The organism is Phenylobacterium sp. (assembly GCF_022402485.1).
Classification (GTDB): Bacteria; Pseudomonadota; Alphaproteobacteria; order Caulobacterales; family Caulobacteraceae; genus Phenylobacterium.
Map to the genome: position 1 here is coordinate 97,152 of NZ_JAKRSA010000015.1, position 18,626 is coordinate 115,777.

Annotated in this window: 15 protein-coding genes; 11 read left to right on the plus strand and 4 right to left on the minus strand. The window is 66.5% G+C overall.

Annotated elements, in window-relative coordinates:
• Positions 1–53: 53 nt before the first annotated feature.
• The 4 genes from MH112_RS05430 to MH112_RS05445 form a co-directional block, all read right to left on the minus strand.
• The gene (locus tag MH112_RS05430) at positions 54–2,153 is read right to left on the minus strand and encodes an MASE1 domain-containing protein (RefSeq protein WP_296564959.1); all 2,100 of its coding nucleotides are present in this window, start codon (positions 2,151–2,153) and stop codon (positions 54–56) included.
• Positions 2,154–2,680: 527 nt separating this feature from the next.
• Positions 2,681–4,537: an ABC-F family ATP-binding cassette domain-containing protein gene (locus tag MH112_RS05435; RefSeq protein WP_296564962.1), complete on the minus strand. Its 1,857-nt coding sequence runs from the start codon at positions 4,535–4,537 to the stop codon at positions 2,681–2,683.
• A gap of 66 nt (positions 4,538–4,603) precedes the next feature.
• The gene (locus MH112_RS05440; protein ID WP_296564964.1) at positions 4,604–4,852 is read right to left on the minus strand and encodes a hypothetical protein; all 249 of its coding nucleotides are present in this window, start codon (positions 4,850–4,852) and stop codon (positions 4,604–4,606) included.
• A gap of 42 nt (positions 4,853–4,894) precedes the next feature.
• A complete protein-coding gene (locus tag MH112_RS05445) occupies positions 4,895–6,913 on the minus strand; it encodes a PBP1A family penicillin-binding protein (protein WP_365786296.1) in 2,019 nt (672 codons plus the stop codon).
• 344 nt (positions 6,914–7,257) lie between these two features.
• Between MH112_RS05445 and MH112_RS05450 the strand changes: the two genes are divergently transcribed.
• The 11 genes from MH112_RS05450 (at position 7,258) to MH112_RS05500 (ending at position 18,607) form a co-directional block, all read left to right on the plus strand.
• Positions 7,258–7,725, plus strand: coding sequence for a YcgN family cysteine cluster protein (locus tag MH112_RS05450; protein ID WP_296564969.1), 468 nt, complete (start codon positions 7,258–7,260; stop codon positions 7,723–7,725).
• A 122-nt stretch (positions 7,726–7,847) separates the two neighbouring features.
• Positions 7,848–8,780 (plus strand): J domain-containing protein, encoded by a 933-nt coding sequence (locus tag MH112_RS05455; protein ID WP_296564972.1) that lies wholly within the window; start codon positions 7,848–7,850, stop codon positions 8,778–8,780.
• Between the two features lie 96 nt (positions 8,781–8,876).
• Complete coding sequence (locus MH112_RS05460) at positions 8,877–9,212, plus strand: hypothetical protein (RefSeq protein ID WP_296564975.1); 336 nt, start codon at positions 8,877–8,879, stop codon at positions 9,210–9,212.
• Between the two features lie 26 nt (positions 9,213–9,238).
• Complete coding sequence (locus MH112_RS05465) at positions 9,239–9,925, plus strand: response regulator transcription factor (RefSeq protein WP_296564977.1); 687 nt, start codon at positions 9,239–9,241, stop codon at positions 9,923–9,925.
• Between the two features lie 19 nt (positions 9,926–9,944).
• Positions 9,945–11,333: an ATP-binding protein gene (locus tag MH112_RS05470; protein WP_296564982.1), complete on the plus strand. Its 1,389-nt coding sequence runs from the start codon at positions 9,945–9,947 to the stop codon at positions 11,331–11,333.
• Positions 11,334–11,435: 102 nt separating this feature from the next.
• Positions 11,436–12,773: a hypothetical protein gene (locus tag MH112_RS05475; RefSeq protein WP_296564985.1), complete on the plus strand. Its 1,338-nt coding sequence runs from the start codon at positions 11,436–11,438 to the stop codon at positions 12,771–12,773.
• Positions 12,774–12,831: 58 nt separating this feature from the next.
• On the plus strand, positions 12,832–13,914 hold the full coding sequence (gene ccmI / locus MH112_RS05480; RefSeq protein ID WP_296564988.1) for a c-type cytochrome biogenesis protein CcmI: 1,083 nt from the start codon (positions 12,832–12,834) through the stop codon (positions 13,912–13,914).
• Positions 13,914–14,435, plus strand: coding sequence for a cytochrome c maturation protein CcmE (ccmE, locus tag MH112_RS05485; protein WP_296564991.1), 522 nt, complete (start codon positions 13,914–13,916; stop codon positions 14,433–14,435). Before ccmI ends, ccmE begins: the two co-directional genes overlap by 1 nt.
• On the plus strand, positions 14,432–16,444 hold the full coding sequence (locus MH112_RS05490) for a heme lyase CcmF/NrfE family subunit (RefSeq protein WP_296564993.1): 2,013 nt from the start codon (positions 14,432–14,434) through the stop codon (positions 16,442–16,444). Before ccmE ends, MH112_RS05490 begins: the two co-directional genes overlap by 4 nt.
• Positions 16,441–16,929: a cytochrome c-type biogenesis protein gene (locus MH112_RS05495; RefSeq protein WP_296564996.1), complete on the plus strand. Its 489-nt coding sequence runs from the start codon at positions 16,441–16,443 to the stop codon at positions 16,927–16,929. The genes MH112_RS05490 and MH112_RS05495 overlap by 4 nt, the downstream gene beginning before the upstream one ends.
• A gap of 130 nt (positions 16,930–17,059) precedes the next feature.
• Complete coding sequence (locus tag MH112_RS05500) at positions 17,060–18,607, plus strand: Do family serine endopeptidase (protein ID WP_296564999.1); 1,548 nt, start codon at positions 17,060–17,062, stop codon at positions 18,605–18,607.
• The last annotated feature ends 19 nt before the right edge of the window (positions 18,608–18,626 follow it).

An 18,626-nucleotide genomic window follows, 5' to 3' on the forward strand; every position in this document is an offset into this window, starting at 1 on the left:
AAACCCGCCCTATAGGTAGGGGGCCGTCGTCCCGCCGCCAAGCGGCTTGGAGGTCATGCGACGGCGGGAATGACCTGCGCGTCGGAGGGTTTACGGGGGTCCTGGGTCCAGCGGGCCAGGGCATTGTTCAGGGCTTCGATCTGGATAGGCTTGCCCAAGGTGTCTGACATGCCCGCCCGGCGGCACCTTTCCATCATCTCAGGCATCACATCAGCGCTCATGGCGATGATCGGGACCTGGCCGGCTGGCCCCTCCAGCGCGCGGATCATTCGCGTCGCCTCCACCCCGTCCATGACGGGCATATGGATATCCATCAAGATCGCATCAAAGCCACCCTTGCGGGCAATCTCCAAGGCCTCTGCGCCGTCGCAGGCCAACTCGACATCGCAACCCAAGAGGTCGAGGACGGTAGCCCCAAGATCACGGTTCATGGCGTGGTCGTCCACCAGCAACACCCTGACCCGGCCCAGGGCCTGGGCCGGCGCGGCCTCGAGGTCGGGCTCGGTCTGCGCCCGATCGGCGCGGGCATGGTCGGCAACGATCTCGAACCAGAACGTCGAGCCGGCACCGGGCTGGCTCTTGACCCCGATCAGCCCTCCCATGGCCTCCACCAGGCCCTTGCAGATCGCAAGACCCAGGCCCGATCCGCCGAAGGCGCGGCTGACTGAGGAATCCGCCTGGGAGAACCTGCGGAACAGACGGGGCATGAGGTCGCGGGGGATCCCGACCCCGGTGTCCTGCACCTCGAACCGAAGCAGCACGTCTGAGCCCTGATCCCGGGCGGTGAGCTTGAGAAGCACCTGTCCGGCGGCGGTAAATTTCACGGCATTGCTCAGCAGGTTCAGCAGGATCTGCCGTACCCGCAGGTCGTCGATCATCACCAGCGCGTCTGTTGGCCCGGTCTGTTCCAATCGAATGTCCAACCCCTTAGCCTCGGCTGACGGGGCAATGATCTCCAGGGAGTCCTGAGCCACGCCGACTGCCGTCTGGGGTTGAAGGGCGAGCTCAACCTCGCCGGTCTCCAGGCGCGAATAGTCCAGAATGTCGTTGACGACCGCCAGCAGCGACCCGCCCGCTCGGTGGATGAGCTCCAGTTGCCGGCGGGCCTCATCGGGTAGGTCGTCCCGTCGGCGAAGGGTCTGGGTGAACCCCAGAATGGAGTTCATCGGCGTGCGGATTTCATGACTCATGGTGGCCAGAAACTCGCTCTTGGCCGCATCGGCCGCCTGGGCCCTGGCTTGGGCGCGTTTGGCCGCCCTTGTGCGCATGTCCAGGAGCCGCCGGGTCCGGGCCTGTTCCGACACGATCAAGGCCACCGACAGGCTGGTGAACAGGGCGGTGGCGATGATGAACTGTAGGTTGAGGATCTGCTGGGGTTGGCTCAGGCCGCTTTGATCTGGGGGGCCGAGGGCAACCATGGTGATCGAGATGATCGCCATCATCAGCGTCGACAGGGCAACGCCCCTTGGTCCCAGGCGGAAGGCTGCGGCCACCAGAGCCGGGGTCAGCAGCATGGGCGCTGGCACGGTGTGGGGCATATAGGCCACCGCGCTGGTGACCGCCACGAGCCCATAGACAATGAACTGTTCGACGTTGGACCGGCTGGGCCTCTGGCTCTCCCGGTGATCGACGAGCAGCAGCACTGTGGGGAGGGTGATCGCCATACCCAGCGCGTTGGCTGTGAACCAGCCGATCATGATCTCTTGGGCGGAGTGTGTGAGATACCCCAGTGTCATCCCGGCGATCAGGGCCGTAAGCGCTGTGGTGGGGACGATGGCGAACACAGCGATCCGCAGCAGAGTCGAGAGATCTGAGATGCGCCGGCGGGTTCCGCAAATACGCCGTACCAGCAAGGCCGCGACAGTCGCCTCCAGCAGGTTGAGGCCCGCATAGATCGGCAGGGCGCTCAGGGGCGCGCCTATCGAGATGTTGACCGCCACGCCGGCGAGGGTGCAGGCCGCCGCCAGGACGACCGCACGGCGAAGGGGAAGAAGGACAAAACCCGCGGCGAGCAGGCCACTCGGCAGCCATAGCGCGGCCACCCCGCCGCTTTCCCGGGTCAGGGCGACACAAAACAGCGCCGTCGCGCCGAAGCCGAGGGTAAGAACCAGCCCCAGCAAAGTATCGCGCTGGAGGTCCTTGCTGATGACCATGGGTGTCCTGCTCCCCGAACTGGGGACACTATCGTCAAGCTGTGGCGCCAAATGGTTAAGTCGTACAGCCCTGCATAGGCCAAGGGCGCGCCCGACGGTCTCGCACCACACGGCCAGGATGCCGCCCATGGCAAGAGGGCGGCGCTGCGGCAGGCCGCAGCGTCGCCCTCATTCCAGACCCTTTCGGACCTGTGTCGCTAGGTCAGCGTGACTTCGAGCACGGGCTTCCCCGCAGGTTTCCGTCACACTGGTGTCTCTGGCACCTGGGCGCCGGGTCTCCCCGTCGCCGCGGGTCCTGAGGCCTTCCGCTCCATCTGCCTCTCGGTTTCCCGGTTGGCCAGGGCTGCGGTCCCTCTCGACCCCTTGACTTTGACCCCGAACCCGTTAGGCAGCAAGCGCCCCGAGTATGGCTCTTTGCGTCACCTTGTGACTCGGCGGTGGACAAGCTGGGGACCGTCTGTGGACGCGCATCCCTTTATCCTGAAACTTCAGAGAAAAAATTGTCCACAGGAAGATGCGGCTGCCGTTCAGCGGCCCGCCTCAAGGGCTTCCCGGCGTTCTTCCAGCTCCAGCCACTCCAGTTCAGCCGCCTCAAGCTTCTCCCGAGCCTTTGCCAGGGCGAGGCCGAAGCGATCAAAGGCCGCTGGATCACGGCCATACAGCGCTGGATCAGCCAACTGTTGTTCCAGGAGCGCGATTTGCCCAGGCAAGTCGGCGATCAGACCGTTCAGTTCCTCCAGCCTGCGCTGCTCCTTGTAGGACAGCTTTGCCCCCTTGGTCTTGAGGGTCCCTGAACCGGAGGCAGATGGGGGCACCGACACAGGTGCCGAGCCCGTCGACAGGGGCTGTCCCCGGCGTCCACCGGGGGCCTTGGCTGGTGAGACGCCAAAGAAGCCGGGGTTCTGGCTCAGGAAATCGAGCCAGCCTCCGGGGGTCTCCACCACCTGACCCCGTCCATTCAGGCCGATGGTGGAGGTGGCCAACCGGTCGACGAAATCCCGATCATGGCTGACCAGGATCAAGGTGCCCTCATAGTCGGAGAGCATCTCTTCCAGCAGGTCGAGGGTCTCCATGTCCAGGTCGTTGGTCGGCTCGTCCAGAACCATCAGATTGGCCGGCTGGGCCAGGGCCCTGGCCAGCAGCAGGCGGTTTCGCTCACCCCCCGACAGGCTGCGAACCGGCTGGCGGATCTGAGCGTCGGTGAACAGAAACTCCTTGGCATAGGCCGCCACATGCTTGGGCGCGCCCCGAACCATGATCTGGTCCCCGCCCAGGGGCGCTAGAGCGTCCTTGAGCAGCATGTCGTCCTTCAGATCGGCGCGGGCCTGATCGATATAGGCCACCTCAAGATTGGTCCCGAGGATTACCTGGCCGGAGTCGGCTGGCAGGGTCCCGAGCAGCAGCTTGACCAGGGTGGTCTTGCCCGCCCCATTGGGCCCGACCACGGCGATCCGATCGCCACGGAGGATACGGGTGGAAAAATCGTCCAGGATCACCCGATCGCCGAAACGCTTGGAGAGGCCTTTGACTTCGACCACGCGCTGGCCTGAGGTCCCGGCTGAGGCCACGCCCATGGACATCGATCCCCGAGTGTCTCGCAGGCGCTCAGCCTTGGCCTCGCGCATCTCCATCAGCCTTCGGCGGCGGCCTTCATTTCGGGCCCGACGGCCGGTGACGCCCCTGGCCAGCCAATGGGTTTCACGCTCCAGGGCCTTGTCCTGGCGGCGCGCCTCGTCGGCCTCAGCGGCGGTAAGCTGCTCGACCCAGGCGTCAAAGGCGCCAAATCCCCGGTCGAGTTTTCGCACCTTGCGGTTCTCAAGCCAGAAGCAGCGCTGTGTGACCCGTTCGAGGAAGGCGCGGTCGTGGCTGACGATCAGCACGCTGGCCCGACTGGCGGCGATGGCCGTTTCCAGGGTTTCAATCGCCAGGATGTCCAGGTGGTTGGTCGGCTCATCCAGCAGCAGGACATCGGGGTCCTCGGCCAGGGCCCGGGCCAAGGCGACCCGGCGGGTTTCTCCCCCGGAGAGGCCGATGGCGGCCTTGCTGGGGTCGAGGCCAAAGCTCTCAAGCGCCGTGGCGGCCTCATGAGGTGCCGCCCCGCCTGCGGTGGCGTGGTCGAGCAGGGTCTCGCCCTCGATCAAGGGCTCCTGCAGCACATAGGCCACCTTCGTGCCCGGCGTGACCGCGCGCTCGCCGTCATCGGCCTCCATCAGGCCCGCCAGAATGCGCATCAGCGTCGACTTGCCCGCCCCATTGCGCCCAACCAAGGCGGCGCGGCTACGGGGTTCCAGCGCCAGATCGACGCCGTCGAACAGCATGCGGGGCCCGTCAGCGAGACGGACATTCTTGAGGGCAAGGACGGGGGGCTTCATGGGGGTAGGCACATAGCGCGGTTTGACGGCCCTGCAAGCGCTCAGGGTTTGAACACCCTTGGCGCGCCGGTGGCCGTCTCAGCCCTCGCCAAACGGCGGCGGCAATGGACCAGAGCGGAAATGGATCACCGGGGTCTCGTCATAATCCCCCATCTCAGTGTCGGCCGTGACCGAGAACGCGACCACAGCGACGCGGTTGGGCGCGAGCCGCTCAGCCTTGCGACGGGCCTCCTCAGCGTTGGCGCAGCCGACCTGGGGTTCAGCTTTCAGGCTTTTGCCTCGGCCCGCGACGTACGACTGGAGGATATGCACCGTTTCTTTCGCCATCCCTATCTCGGCCGCTGATTGGGCGGTGGCGTCAAGGGCTGGCTAGAACGGGATGTCATCCTCGGGGAGCGGGCGGCTGTTGTCGAACGCGTCCCGGGGCTGCGGCTGACTGGGTTCCGGCGGCAGGGGTGGGGGCTCAGCCCGCACAGCGGCATCGGCGAACTCACTGGCCAGACCTTGGTAAAACGGGTTGCGCGGGTCCTCGTCGAACATGGGTTCAGGGTCAGGCAGCAGCCAGTCGAACTCGCGGATCTCCAGGTCTTTGTGCGCCTCGATCATCAGTTGCCGCCAGATCTGAGCGGGGATGGCCCCCCCAGTGACCCGGTTCATGGGCGTGTCGTCGTCATTGCCGACCCAGACGCCGGTGACGTATTCCGGTGTGAAGCCGATGAACCAGGCGTCGCGCCAGTTCTGGCTGGTGCCGGTCTTGCCTGCTGCCGGCCAGTCAAAGGCGGCCCGCGCTCCGGTTCCGCCGGGTGCCAGCACCTTGCCCATCATTTTCACCATCATGCTGGCGTGGCTGATATCCAGGGCCGGCACGGGGGCGGAGGGAACCCTTGCGAACACGCCCTCACCCTCGACGGTCCGGATTTCCTCGATAATCGAGGGCGTCAGGCGTCCGCCGGCCTGCTGGAAGACCTGGAAGCCGCTGGTCAGCTCCAGCAAGGTCACTTCAAAGGCCCCCAGGGTTACCGACAGGTCTGGATTGCGCGGAATGGAGGTCAAGCCAAACCGGGCTGAGATGTCACCCAGCGCCGGGCCGCCGGCCTCGGCACCCAGTTTCACAGCCACCGTGTTGATGGAGCGCGACAGGGCCGTCTCCACGGTCACGGAGCCGCGATATCCCTCGCCATAGTTGCCGGGCTGCCAGTCCCCGAATTTCACCGGTCCGTCGACGCGGATATCGGTGGGCAGAACACCCTTCTCCAGGGCAGCCGCATAGACAAAAGGCTTGAAGGTCGAGCCGGGCTGGCGCTTGGCCTGGGTCGCCCGGTTGAAGACGCTGCGGGTGTAGTCCACCCCGCCGACCATGGCGCGCACCGAGCCGTCCGGGCCTAAGGTGACCAGGGCGGCCTGATCGGCCCCAGCGGTCACGCCATCGGTGGCCATGATCTGGCTGAGGATCCGGGCGGCCTCGTTCTGCAGCACCGGGTCGATCGACAGACGAACCATGAGGTCAGGGGAATTGGGCCCGATCCGCCGCAGAACCTCGGTGGTGGCATGATCCAAGAGATAGCCATACGGACCGTCGGACGATGTGGCCGTCGGCGCCAGGGCCGGGGTCTGGCTCTGGGCGGCGATCATTTCCTCCCGGGTGATCCAGCCGGTTTCCTGCATGCGCTGAAGCACCCAGCGCGATCGCGCCAGGGCGGCGGGCATGTCGTTGGTCAAGGCCAGTCGGGAGGGTGCCTTGGGCAGAGCCGCCAGCAGGGCAGATTCTGCCAGGGTCAACTGGCTGGCGGGTTTGCCGAAGTAAGTCCGGGCCGCCCCATCCACCCCAAAGGTGTTGGCCCCGAAAAAGACCCGGTTGAGATAGAGCTCAAGTACCTCGTCCTTGGTCAGCATCCGTTCCAGGCGCCAGGCCAGGACAGCCTCCTGCAGCTTGCGCTGTGCTGTCTGGTCGGGCGTCAGGAACAGGCTTTTGGCGATCTGCTGCGAGAGGGTCGATCCCCCCTGGACCACCCGGCCAGCCCGGAAGTTCACATAGGCCGCCCGCGCAATCGCCTGCAGGTCGATAGGGCCGTGCTGATAGAAGCGATGATCCTCCGCCGCCAGGAAGGCCAAGGGGACATGCGGTGGCAGGTCCGTCAGACGCACCCGGTCCCCATAGCGCGGGCCTCGGGTGGCGATCAGGTCGCCGTTTCGGTCGAAGAACTTGATCCCAGGCGCACGGTTGAAGGCATAAAGCTGAGCCCTTGCCGGAAGCTCAGGGATGTCCTGCAGGAACCGCTGCTGAATATAGACGCCCCCGGCGACGAGGACCGCGGCCAAAAGCACGCCGGCCAAAACCAGGGACTTCCAAACCCAACCCCAGCGACGCTGCTTTGGCGGACGGGGCAAGATGAACGGGGGATCCTCTCCGCCGGGCCCGCTGCCCTGTCCACCACCGCCTCCGGGCGGGGGCAGGGGGCGTCGACCAAAGCCTTCGTCCTGATGGTCTGGCGCAGGATTGCCCGGTGCAGGCCGCGGTAAGCTGTCTTTGGGCCCGATAGCTGAGCCGGGGGCCGTCTGTGGCGCCGGGGCATCGGGCTGCGCCGCGCCGGGCCTGCGTGGCCGGCCCGGCTCGTCGTCCGGAAAGCGGTAGGGGTCTAGGGTCCAGTCGTTCACGTTTTTCGAAGGTTTGGCGTCGGTCGGGGGCGTCGGAGTGTTTGTCTCTAGCGGCGCTTTGGGTTTAGGACGGTCCCGTGAGCAGGCACAAACCCTTTTGGCGCGCCAAGACCCTCGAACAGATGACGGCTCAAGAGTGGGAGAGCCTATGCGATGGTTGCGGTCTATGCTGTCTCGTTCGCTTCGAGGACGAGGATAGTGGTCAAGTTATCCCCACCCGCGTGCATTGTCGCTTATTCGATCCTGAGACCTGTACCTGTTCGAACTATGCTGAGCGTCGCAAACATGTTCCCGACTGCATAAAGTTGAGCCCGGGCAATATCGCTAAGCTGCCCTGGATGCCGCTGAGTTGCGCCTATAGGCGCCTGCACGAAGGTAAAGATCTTCCAGCCTGGCATCCCCTGGTGACGGGCGACCCGGAAAGCGTCCATGAAGCGGGGGTCTCGATCCGAGGTCAGACCCTCAATGAGGATGACCTGGCCGACCCTGAGGATGCCTGGGCCTACGCCGCCTGGGATCTCCTGGAAGATCGCAGCGGGGATTGAAGCCGTGTTCGCACTCGCCACAGGGTGTGTGTTAAAAATGCAACATTGCCACTTGCGTGACTTGGCGCGCTGCACAATCTAGAGCCCACAGAGCTTATCGGACCAGAGAAGAGGTTACCCCCTTGGCGCGCGATCCCTACCAGGAACTGGGCGTTCCCCGCGGCGCGGGCGAGGACGAGATCCGCAAGGCCTTCCGCAACCTCGCCAAGAAGCACCACCCCGACGCCAATCCCGGTGACAAGGCTGCCGAGGAGCGCTTCAAGCGTGTCAGCGCGGCCTTCGACATCCTGGGGGATCCCGATAAGCGCAAGAAGTTCGACGCCGGCGAAATCGATGCCGACGGCCATGAGACGGCGCGAGGCTTTGGCGCAGGCTGGAGCCCGGGCGGATTTGAGGGGCGGCGCGGTCAGACGCGGGCAGAAACCTTCGACGGGGTCGATCTCGGCGACATCCTGGGGGACATGTTTGGAGCCAGAGGCGGCGCGCGGGGCTCTGGTGGGGGCTTTGGTGGCGGTGTGGCCCGCGGCGCGGACGTGCGCGCCAAGCTTGAGATCGATCTCGAGGAGGCCATCGCCGGGGGCAAGAAGCGTATCGCCTTTTCCGACGGTCGCACCATCGATGTGACCATCCCCAAGGCCGCCGCCGAAGGGCAGACCCTGCGCCTGAAGGGGCAGGGGTCGCCAGGCCGGGCCGGTCCGGGGGATGCCTTTATTGAGCTGGTGGTCCGCCCCCATCCGATCTTTCACCGGGAGGGCGAGCGCCTGGTGATGGACCTACCGGTCAGCGTCTATGATGCGGTTCTGGGGGGCAAGGTCGAGGCACCGACCCCTGAAGGGCCCGTAACGCTCACCGTTCCCAAGGGCTCCAACTCCGGGGCGATGCTGCGTCTCAAAGGCCGGGGGCTGCCCGATGCGACCGGGCAGCGTGGCGACCTGTTGGCGCGGCTGGTGATTACCCTGCCGGAGAAACCCGACGCTGAACTCACCGCGTTCGCTGAAGGCTGGCGCAACAAGCGGCCCTATCACCCCAAGCCAGCCCCCCGTCGTGGCGGTTAAGGTCATGATCGCTACCCTTGGTGACAGCCGATCCCAGCGGTTCCCTAAGCGAGCCGTTCAGCCACGGTTCAGTCGTCCAGGCTTAGACCGGTCGTCATGAAACACCTCGTCCTCATCACAGCTCTGCTGGCCGCCGGGGTCCCCGTGACGGCCCAGGCCCAGTATGGTGCCGACCTGCGCTCGTCCTTTGGGGCAGGTCGGGGCGATCAGGACGACGCCCGTGCCGCCGTGCGCGCAGGACGCCAGGCACCTCTGTCCCAAGTGATTTCGGCCATTGCCCAGCGCACCCCTGGCCGGCACTTGAATACGACCCAGGGAACCCACGGGGGCCGCCCTGCCTATTTCGTCCAGTGGCAGACTCCTGACGGCAAGGTGATCATCTTTATCGCCGACGCCGAATCCGGGGGCATCATCGGTCGCCAGGGCGGCTGACAAGTCGAGAAGGGGAGGCCTGATCCATGCGTATCTTGCTGGTGGAAGACGATCCGGACCTGGCGCGGCAGCTTAAGGGTGCCCTGGCCGACGCCGGCTATGCGGTCGATCACGCGCCGGACGGCGAGGAAGCCCAGTTCCTGGGCGAGACCGAGCCCTATGACGCGGTGATCCTGGATCTCGGCCTGCCCAAGGTGGACGGGGTCTCGGTGCTGGAGCGCTGGCGGCGGGGCGAGGTGGCGACTCCGGTCCTGATCCTGACCGCACGGGGGGCCTGGAGCGAAAAAGTGGCGGGCTTTGACGCCGGCGCCGACGACTATCTCACCAAGCCCTTTCATACCGAGGAACTGCTGGCGCGGCTGCGCGCCCTGCTGCGCCGGTCAGCCGGTCATGCGGCGCCGAACCTGACCTGTGGCGGGTTGCGTCTCGACCCTCGCGCCGCAAGGGCGTCGGTCAATGGCGAGCCCCTGCGGCTCACCTCGCTGGAGTATCGACTGCTCCATTACATGATGATGCATCAGGGCCGGGTGATCAGCCGCACGGAGCTTGTGGAGCATCTCTACGACCAGGACTTTGATCGTGACTCCAACACCATCGAGGTCTTTGTCGGTCGTATTCGCAAGAAGATGGGGGCTGACCGGATCGAGACCGTGCGCGGCCTGGGCTACCGCCTGACCTGTCCGGCCGACGAGATAGAGGCCAGCGCCAGTTGAGCCGACCCCTCTTTCGCAAATGAAGTTGGCGGCTCTGCAAAGCGCCTCCCTGGTCCGCCGTCTGGTGATCCTGGCGGCGGGGTGGAGCCTGACGGTCCTGCTGATTTCAGCCGTCGTGCTGTCGCTTCTGTTTCAGCAGGCGGCCCTGCGACGGTTCGATGAGGGGCTGGCGGAGCTGATCGACAATCTGCTGGCGGGCACCACGGTGGACGCCTCCGGGCAGGTGCTGGCACCGGCACTCACCGATCTGCGGGCCCTTCGCGCCTATTCCGGTCGCTACTGGCAGGTGGTGGAGCCGCTCCCTGATGGGCAATGGCGGATGATTGTCCGCTCACGCTCCCTGTGGGATGCCGATCTCACCGCACCTGGGGATCTCGTCGCCCAGCTTGAGGCCGATCCCGGTCGTCCGGTGACCTATGAGACCGACGGCCCGCTCAATCAGCCCCTCCGCGCCCTGGCCAGCCGCGTCACCCTGCCGGGCCGAGAGGCCCCCTTGATCTTCATGGCCGCGGAAGACCGCTCGCCGATTGACCGGGACGTGCGAGGCTTCATTACGGCGACTGCCGTGGCCTTCCTTCTTTTGGGCGCCGGCTTGGTGGGGGCGGTGGTCTTTCAGGTGCGCTTTGGCCTTCGGCCCCTGTTTGCCCTGCGGCGCGAGGTGGCGGCGGTCCGAAGGGGCAAGGCTGAGCGGATCGCCGGCGCATACCCTGTTGAGTTGGAGCCCCTGGCCCAGGAGCTGAATGCCCTGGTCAGCCACAACCAGGAGGTCGTCGAACGTCAGCGCACCCATGTGGGCAATCTCGCCCATGCCCTGAAGACCCCCCTATCGGTCATGCTGACCGAGGCCCGCCAGTCGCCGGGGCCCCTTTCGGAGGTGGTCGTGCGCCAGGCCGAGGTCATGCGCCAGCAGGTTGATCATCATCTGCGCCGGGCCCGCGCGGCTGCGCGTACACCTGGCCGTGGCGAGCGCACTGAGGTTGCCGACGTTCTCGACGAACTGGCCCGCACCTTGTCACGCATCTTCCAGGACAAGGGCGTCGACATCGATTGGGACTGTGAAGACGATCTCATCTTCCAGGGTGAACGTCAGGACCTGCTGGAAATTGCCGGCAACGCCATGGAGAACGCCGCCCAGTGGTGTCGGGGTCGGGTCCGGGTCCGCGCCGTAGCTCTCAACCTGGAACGCCTGCAGATGACCGTCGAGGACGATGGGCCGGGCCTGCCGCCTGAGCGTCGCCCCGAGGTGTTGCGGCGGGGCGCGCGCCTGGACGAGAGCGCGCCAGGATCTGGGCTTGGCCTGTCCATCATCGACGAGCTGGCGAGGGCTTATGGGGGCGATCTTCGACTGGACGCAGCGAAACTCGGCGGGCTGTCAGTCATCATCGATCTGCCTCGGGCTGAGACCTGACGCCCTGCGTCACGTCCGCCCATCGGGTTAGGGTTAAGTAAAGCCTTAACCGACCCTGGCGCAGTTTAGGGTTCCGCAAGTGCGCGGCAGCGAGGGGGATGAATGGGCGGTCTGCCCGAACAGAAGCTGGCCATCCTGCGGCACATGGTGGAATCGGCTCCCGATCGGGTGGTCGGAGACCTCCGTGGCGCCCTGTCCGGGGCTGCCGGCGATTCGGGCCTTACGGCCGTGCGCCTGCTTGTTGAGACCGAGGCCCGCGACCGCCAGCTGCGCAATGCTGTTCTGCATCCGATTGCGCCCCTCTGCGTGGGGGATGGCCGCACCGAGCATCTGACCTTTCCCTCCCGATCCCTCGCCCTGGTGTGGCGCGGACTGCGCGATCAGGCGACCCATGAAGTGGCCCGGGCTGCGGCCTTGGCCGAGGAATTCCAGGCTGATCAGAGCTCGCCGGAACCCTTCGACATTCTGGCCCGACGGGCCGCCCGGGGCTTGAGCGAACGTAATCACCCAAAGTTTATCGCGGCCGCCGAGGCCGCCGACGCCGCCCGACCGGGCGGAGCGCTGCTTCTGGCCGAATGCATGCAGATGGTGCCGATTGTCCGGGCCGCCGTCAGTCGGTTACCGAGCTGGATCCAGCGGGTGACCGACGATGATGCCGCCCTGGCACGCCTGGCCTACAAGGACTCGGTCGCCATCGCCGAGGATGCCGGTCCTCGCTTCTTCGAGATGCTTGCGGCCCACCTGACCCATCCCTGGATGGTGCTGCGCCTGATCAGCGCTGTCATGGACAAGCCCTCAGAGGCCTATCTTGCCGGCTCGGAGCTGGCGAGCTTCGGGCACCGGGTGCTCGACGGGGTGGATGCCGGTCTGGCGGACCTGGATCGCTTTGATATTCATGGCGGACTACCAGCGGTGCGGACCGCCGTCCGGGCCATTGAAGCCATGAACGCCCAGATCTCCGAGATCGAGGGCAATGTCGAACTGAACCGCCAGGGGATCTGGGGCGCGCGGCTCGGCAAGCAAAAGGCCAGTCTTGCGCGGCTGGTGGAGGCCCGGCTGCGGCTGATCGATAAGGCTCTGGCCCAGGCCCTGCCTTTGACCGAAGTCTGGAGCGGCCGTGTCTCCAGACAGGTCGCTCGACTGACCACACCCCCGGACGCCGCAGCCTTGCAGACGGCCAAAACCCTGGTGGCCTTTGCGCAAGAAATCCGCGGGGCGGCCAATACTGGTGGGTTCGCTGCTGCGCGTACCGAAGTGATGCAGGCGCTGGAAGCGCATATCGATCTCTTCACTGACGACGCCCTGGAGTGCCTTCGCAAAGGGGAAGCGGCGGAGCCCGAAATCGCCCGTGCGCTTCTCAATGCGGCGATTGAACTCACGGCCCTGGCGCGGGACCGTCAGTCTGCCGATATCCTACGCCGAAGGCTCGCCGCGATCTGACCCAATGAGGGCCCCGATGGCTCTCGCGCGCGGCGGACCTTTGGGGTAAACGGCGCGCATGATCGTGTTCTGGATTGCGGTTGGAGTGATGTCCGCCGCCGTAGCGGGTCTCATCCTGCGCCGCGCTGCACGGGCGGCTGCCGGCGGCGGTGATGCCGACTCGACCCTTCCCCTTTACCAGCGCCAGCTTTCCGAGATCGAGGATCTGGCTGAGCGCGGTCTGATTGCCGAGGATGAGCGTCGCAGCGCCCATGCCGAGGCCGCGCGGCGCCTGCTGTCCGCCGCCGATGCCGCGGGGCCAGCCTGGACGGCGGCAAAAACCGCCCGGCCTATGATCGTCGCCCTGGCCGTAGTGGCCCCGGTTTTGGCGCTGGGCCTCTATCTCGGGATCGGGTCACCTGGCTACAGGGACCAGCCCTATGCTGACCGTCTGGATCGTTGGCGGGCCGCGCCGCCGACCCAGCTCGACGCCCCGCAGATGGCCGCTGTTCTGCGTTCAGTGACAAGCGAACGGCCAGACGACCCCGAGCCCTACCGCTTTCTGGCTATTGCCGAGATGGCCTCCGGCGATCCGGGGGCCGCGACCCGGGCCCTGCGCGAAGCCTTGCGTCTGGCGCCCGACCGGGCCGACCTCTGGGAGTCCCTGGGCGAGGCCCTGATGGTCACCGCCGAAGGGGAGGTGACTCCGCAGTCTGCCGCAGCGTTCCAGCGCGCCTTGGAAAAGGACCCTCAGGCCGCCACCGCGCGCTTCCACCTGGCCCGCGGCCGGATTGAGGCAGGCGAGGTCGAGGCTGGTCTGGCCGAATGGCGAGCCCTGCTTGCGGACCTCCCCGCCGCAGACCCCCGCCGCCCCGTCCTTCAGGCTGCGATGGCTGACGTCGCCAACGGGCCCCGGCAGCCGTCCATTGCGCCAGAGACTGTGGGAGCGCCCGAAATTGCTGCCATGGTCGAGGGGCTGGCGGCTCGCCTTGCCGCTGAACCTGATGATCCCGAGGGCTGGGTGCGGCTGGTCCGCTCCTATGCCGTGCTAGGTGACGCCGCCCGGCGGGACGCTGCCCTGGCCCAGGCCAGAGCGCGGTATGCCGATAACCCTCAAATCCTGACACAGCTGGCCCAGGCGGCAGCTGCGGAGCCCATGTGATGTCTGGTTGGTTGCCCAAGTCCCGTACCGCCCGACGCCGCCTGCTGGTGCTGTCGGCTGTGGCCCCGGTTCTGGCGCTCGCCGTGGGCCTGACGCTCTGGGGTCTGTCGGACTCGATCTCCTATTTCTACACGCCGGCCCAGGCCGCTGAGTCTCGTCCCGCCCCTGGCCAGACGATCCAGCTGGGCGGGCTGGTCGAGGGGGGCAGTATCGTCAAACATGCCGACGGTCGGCTGGAGTTCGTGGTCATGGACCAGATCACGGCTGCCCCTGTGGTCTACCGGGGCGATCCGCCCGATCTGTTCCGTGAAGGCCAGGGGGTGGTCGCCACCGGCGCCTTCCGCGAGGACGGTGTGTTCGAGGCCCGCCGGCTGCTGGCCAAGCATGACGAGACCTACATGCCCCGTGACCTTCAGAATGCTCTGAAGGAACAGGGGGAATGGCGCGGTGAGGGGGCTGAGCGCAGCGCCGACGCGGCGGCCTCAGGGGCTGTCCCCTACGGCGGAGGCGCGGGTCTGTGATCGTCGAGATCGGCGCCTTTGCGCTCATTCTGTCCCTGATCCTGTCGGTCCTGCAGACCGGCGCCTCGGCCCTGGCCCGCATTCGGCGCTCGCCCGTCCTGGCGGCCGTGGGCGAGGGGGCGGCCATCGGGGCCTTTGGCGTTCTGGCCGTGTCCTTCGCCGCCCTGGTCTACGCGTTCGTGGTGTCCGATTTCAGCGTTGCCAACGTCACCGCCAACTCCCATACCGCCAAGCCGCTGCTTTACCGGATCGGTGGCGCCTGGGGCAGCCATGAGGGCTCAATGCTCATGTGGTGTCTGGCGCTTACGGGCTTTGGCGCCCTGTTGGCCGGCTATGGGCGTGGGCTCACCTCGGCCCTCAAGGCGGTGGCTGTGGCCACGCAAGGGGCGCTGGGCATCGCCTTCCTGGCCTATACGGTTTTTGCGTCCAACCCCTTCTGGCGCCTGAGCCAGCCGCCGGTCGAGGGCCGCTCACTCAATCCCCTTCTGCAGGACCCAGCCCTGCTGCTGCACCCGCCGTTCCTCTATGTGGGCTATGTGGGGCTGTCGGTGGTCTTTTCCCTGGCGGTGGCCGCCTTGGTGGAGGGCCGCGCCGACGCCGCCTGGGCTCGCTGGATCCGGCCTTGGACCCTGGCGGCCTGGGCAGGGCTCACTGTCGGCATCACCCTTGGCGCCTACTGGGCCTATTACGAGCTTGGCTGGGGCGGCTGGTGGTTCTGGGATCCGGTAGAGAACGCCAGCTTCATGCCCTGGCTGATCGCTACGGCCCTGCTGCATTCGGCTGTGGTCACTGAGCGTCGCGGAGCCCTGCCGGGCTGGACGATCTTCCTGGCGCTCGGGGGCTATACCTTCTCGATGCTGGGGGCCTTCCTGGTTCGGTCTGGCGTCCTGACCTCGGTGCATGCCTTTGCGGTGGACCCCACCCGAGGGGTGCTGCTGCTGACCATCCTTGGGGTGACGTCAGGCCTGGGCTTTGCCCTGTTTGCCTGGCGGGCCCCGGCCATGGCGAGGGGCGGTCTGTTCGCTCCGATCAGCCGCGAAAGCGCACTGGTGCTCAATAACATCCTGCTGGCGGCTGCCACGGCCACGGTTCTGCTCGGCACCCTCTATCCGCTGATCCGCGAGGCCATCGCCGGCGAAGCGATCTCGGTGGGGCCGCCCTTCTTCCATCTCACCTTCACCCCCCTGATGTTCCTCCTGCTGATTCTGCTGCCTGCAGGCCCCCTGCTGGCCTGGAAGCGGGCCGACGCCGGGGCTGCCTTGCAGCGGCTCTGGGTGGCCGCCCTGCTGGCGGCCGCGGCCGGCGCCGCCACCCTGGCCCTGGTTCAACCCCTCAGCCTGTTTGGCGCGGCGGGCATGGCCCTCGGGGTCTGGCTGATCGTCGGGTCGTTGACCGAAGTGGCGGAGCGTATCCGGCTGTTCAAGGTTCCGGGCGCTGAGGTTTTGCGTCGGCTCGGCGGACTGCCACGGGGGACCTGGGGCATGACCCTGGCCCATGCCGGCCTTGGGGTGTTCGTCTTCGGCGCCGTGGTAGAGACCACCTGGAAATCGGAGACCTCCGAGGTCCTGGCCCAGGGTCAAAGGCTGAGCGTCGCCGGCTATGTTCTCGTGCTGGAGGACGTCGCGCCGGTCCTGGGCCCTAACTATGAGGCCGAGCAAGCCACCATCCGGGCCTTTGCCCCGGACGGGAGCCTGGTCTGTGTGGCGCAGCCGGAGCGCAGGCTTTATTCGGCCGGCGGTCAGACGACCTCGGAGGTGGCCATTTGCCCTCGCGGCTTAAGCCACCTCTATGCCGTGCTGGGCGAGCGCCGCGCCGCCGCCGATGGCAGTCCCATCTGGCTGATCACCGGCTATTGGAACCCCTGGGCGCTGCTGATCTTCCTGGGGCCGGGTCTGATGGCCCTTGGGGGCGTCGTTTCCTTAACCGATCGCCGGCTCAGGCTGGCAGCCGGACGCCGTGCGACGCCGTCGCCGGCCGCGCCGGCCCAGCCTGTCAGCGAACCCGCATGAAGGGGCCCCGGACTGGCAATCTTGGGCGATGGCTGGCGGTGGCGGTGGCGGTCCTCTTTTTGGGGGCGGCCTCCGAGCCCAGTGAGCGGCTGAGTGATCCGGCACAGGAGGCACGGGCGCGGGCCCTGTTCAAGGAAGTGCGCTGCCTGGTCTGCCAAAACGAGTCTATCGACGCCTCTCATGCTGAACTGGCTCAGGACCTGCGGGCGATCGTCCGGCAGGAAGTGGCGGCCGGGCGCAGCGATATCGAGGTCCGTCGCTTCCTCACCGACCGCTACGGCGAATATGTCCTGCTCAAGCCGCAGTTCAGCTGGGCCAATGCCGCGCTCTGGCTAGCCCCCTTGCTGGTGGTGTTGGCCGGCGGAGGGCTGCTGATCAGCCGATGGCGGACTCTGCCGCCTGAGCCTGAGCTCAGCGGCGAGGAGACAGCCGCCCTGGCGCGGTTGTCTGATGATCCTGACTCTGACCGCAGTTCAGCCTCATAGCCGCCGCGAACCGCCGCTATAGCTTGCAAATTGGTAAGTTGCGATCGGTTGCGCTCTGGCGCATCCATCCTAGCTAGGGGAAGGCGGGCATGTGCTATGACCCCAAGAGCCCGCAAGGAATCGAAGGCCTATGACCTCTAAGAAGACCGGATATCTTCTCGGCGCCATCGCCGGCATCGGCGTGGCTGCAGCTGCGCTGGCGGCCACTGATGTGGGCCTGAACATGGCTGAAAAGTCGGGGGCTTCCATGCCTGTGATCCGAGCTTCGACGGCACCGGTCTTTGCGCCGCCCCCTGGGGCACCCCTGTCCTTCGCCGATATCTTCGAGCAGGTTTCCCCCGCTGTGGTCTCGGTCAATGTGACCTCCCGGGCTGACGCAAATGCCCTGCGCCAGATTCCTGGACTTGAGGGCCTGCCCTTTGGCATCATCCCCCGTGGCCCACGTGGCGGCGAGGAAGAGGGGGAAGAGGCGCAGCAGGGGCCGACTCAGATGTCGGCCGGTTCGGGCTTTTTCATCTCGGCCGATGGCTTCATCGTCACCAACAACCACGTCGTGGAGAACGCCGAGGAGATCAAGGTTGTCCTGAAGGACGAACGCGAGCTCGTGGCCGAGATCGTCGGGCGCGACGAGGCGACCGATCTGGCCGTGCTGAAGGTCAAGGGTACCAACTTCCCGTTCGTGAGCTTTGAGAACGATGCCCTCCCACGGGTCGGCGACTGGGTGATCGCGGTCGGCAACCCCTTTGGTCTGACGGCCACGGCGACCTCCGGTATCGTCTCGGCCTATGGCCGTGACATCGGCGAGACCTTTGTCGACTTCATCCAGATCGATGCGCCCATCAACCGAGGCAATTCCGGCGGGCCGACCTTTGACATCTATGGCCGGGTCATCGGGGTCAATACGGCCATCTTCTCGCCGTCGGGCGGATCGGTGGGCATTGGCTTTGCTATTCCGGCGGCCACGGCCGACGCGATCACTAAGCAGCTCATCGCCAATGGCAGCGTCACCCGTGGCTATATCGGCGCCACCATCCAGAACTATACCCGCGAGATGGCGGCAGCGCAGGGCCTGGGCGAGCAGCGGGGCGCTATCGTCTCTGACACCGTGCCCGGCGGCCCTTCGGCCCGGGCTGGCCTGCAGCCGGGTGATATTGTCATCTCCGTCAATGGGGTCGCCGTGGGCACCTCTTCGGAGCTGACCCGCGAGGTCGCCAAGGCGTCGGCCGGAGACACCCTTCGTCTGGAAATCATTCGGGGCGATGCCCGCCGGACGATCCAAGTCCGCTCTGGCGTCCGGCCTAATGAACGTGAACTGGCCGCCAACGATAATGGTGGCGGACCTGCGACGCCGCGCGGCCAGAGCCCTGGCCAGCCCGCCAACCCTCAGGTGCTGGGCATGACCCTGGCGCCCATCGATGACGCCGCCCGTCGCAGCTTCGGCATTGCCGCCGATGTGCGCGGCGTCGTGGTTACGGCGATCGCTTCGTCCTCGGACGCTGCCCGCAAGGGTCTGCGCCGGGGCGACGTGATCGTGCGGGCCAATAGCCGCACTATGGCTGCAGCCGGTGATCTCGTCGCTGAGGTGGACGCTGCGCGCAAGGCCGGTCGTCCCAGCGTCCTGCTGGGGGTCAGCCGCGATGGCCGGACGTTGTTCGTGCCGCTGGATATTGCGCCGTAGGTTTGCGCTCAGACACAGG

What these genes read in the sequence shown, in the direction of transcription:
- MH112_RS05430 (WP_296564959.1), bottom strand. Translation starts at nt 2,153, where the DNA reads ATGGTCATCAGCAAGGACCTCCAGCGCGATACTTTGCTGGGGCTGGTT.
- MH112_RS05440 (WP_296564964.1), bottom strand. Translation starts at nt 4,852, where the DNA reads ATGGCGAAAGAAACGGTGCATATCCTCCAGTCGTACGTCGCGGGCCGA.
- MH112_RS05460 (WP_296564975.1), top strand. Translation starts at nt 8,877, where the DNA reads ATGAAACACCTCGTCCTCATCACAGCTCTGCTGGCCGCCGGGGTCCCC.
- MH112_RS05465 (WP_296564977.1), top strand. Translation starts at nt 9,239, where the DNA reads ATGCGTATCTTGCTGGTGGAAGACGATCCGGACCTGGCGCGGCAGCTT.
- MH112_RS05470 (WP_296564982.1), top strand. Translation starts at nt 9,945, where the DNA reads ATGAAGTTGGCGGCTCTGCAAAGCGCCTCCCTGGTCCGCCGTCTGGTG.
- MH112_RS05475 (WP_296564985.1), top strand. Translation starts at nt 11,436, where the DNA reads ATGGGCGGTCTGCCCGAACAGAAGCTGGCCATCCTGCGGCACATGGTG.
- ccmI (WP_296564988.1), top strand. Translation starts at nt 12,832, where the DNA reads ATGATCGTGTTCTGGATTGCGGTTGGAGTGATGTCCGCCGCCGTAGCG.
- ccmE (WP_296564991.1), top strand. Translation starts at nt 13,914, where the DNA reads ATGTCTGGTTGGTTGCCCAAGTCCCGTACCGCCCGACGCCGCCTGCTG.
- MH112_RS05495 (WP_296564996.1), top strand. Translation starts at nt 16,441, where the DNA reads ATGAAGGGGCCCCGGACTGGCAATCTTGGGCGATGGCTGGCGGTGGCG.
- MH112_RS05500 (WP_296564999.1), top strand. Translation starts at nt 17,060, where the DNA reads ATGACCTCTAAGAAGACCGGATATCTTCTCGGCGCCATCGCCGGCATC.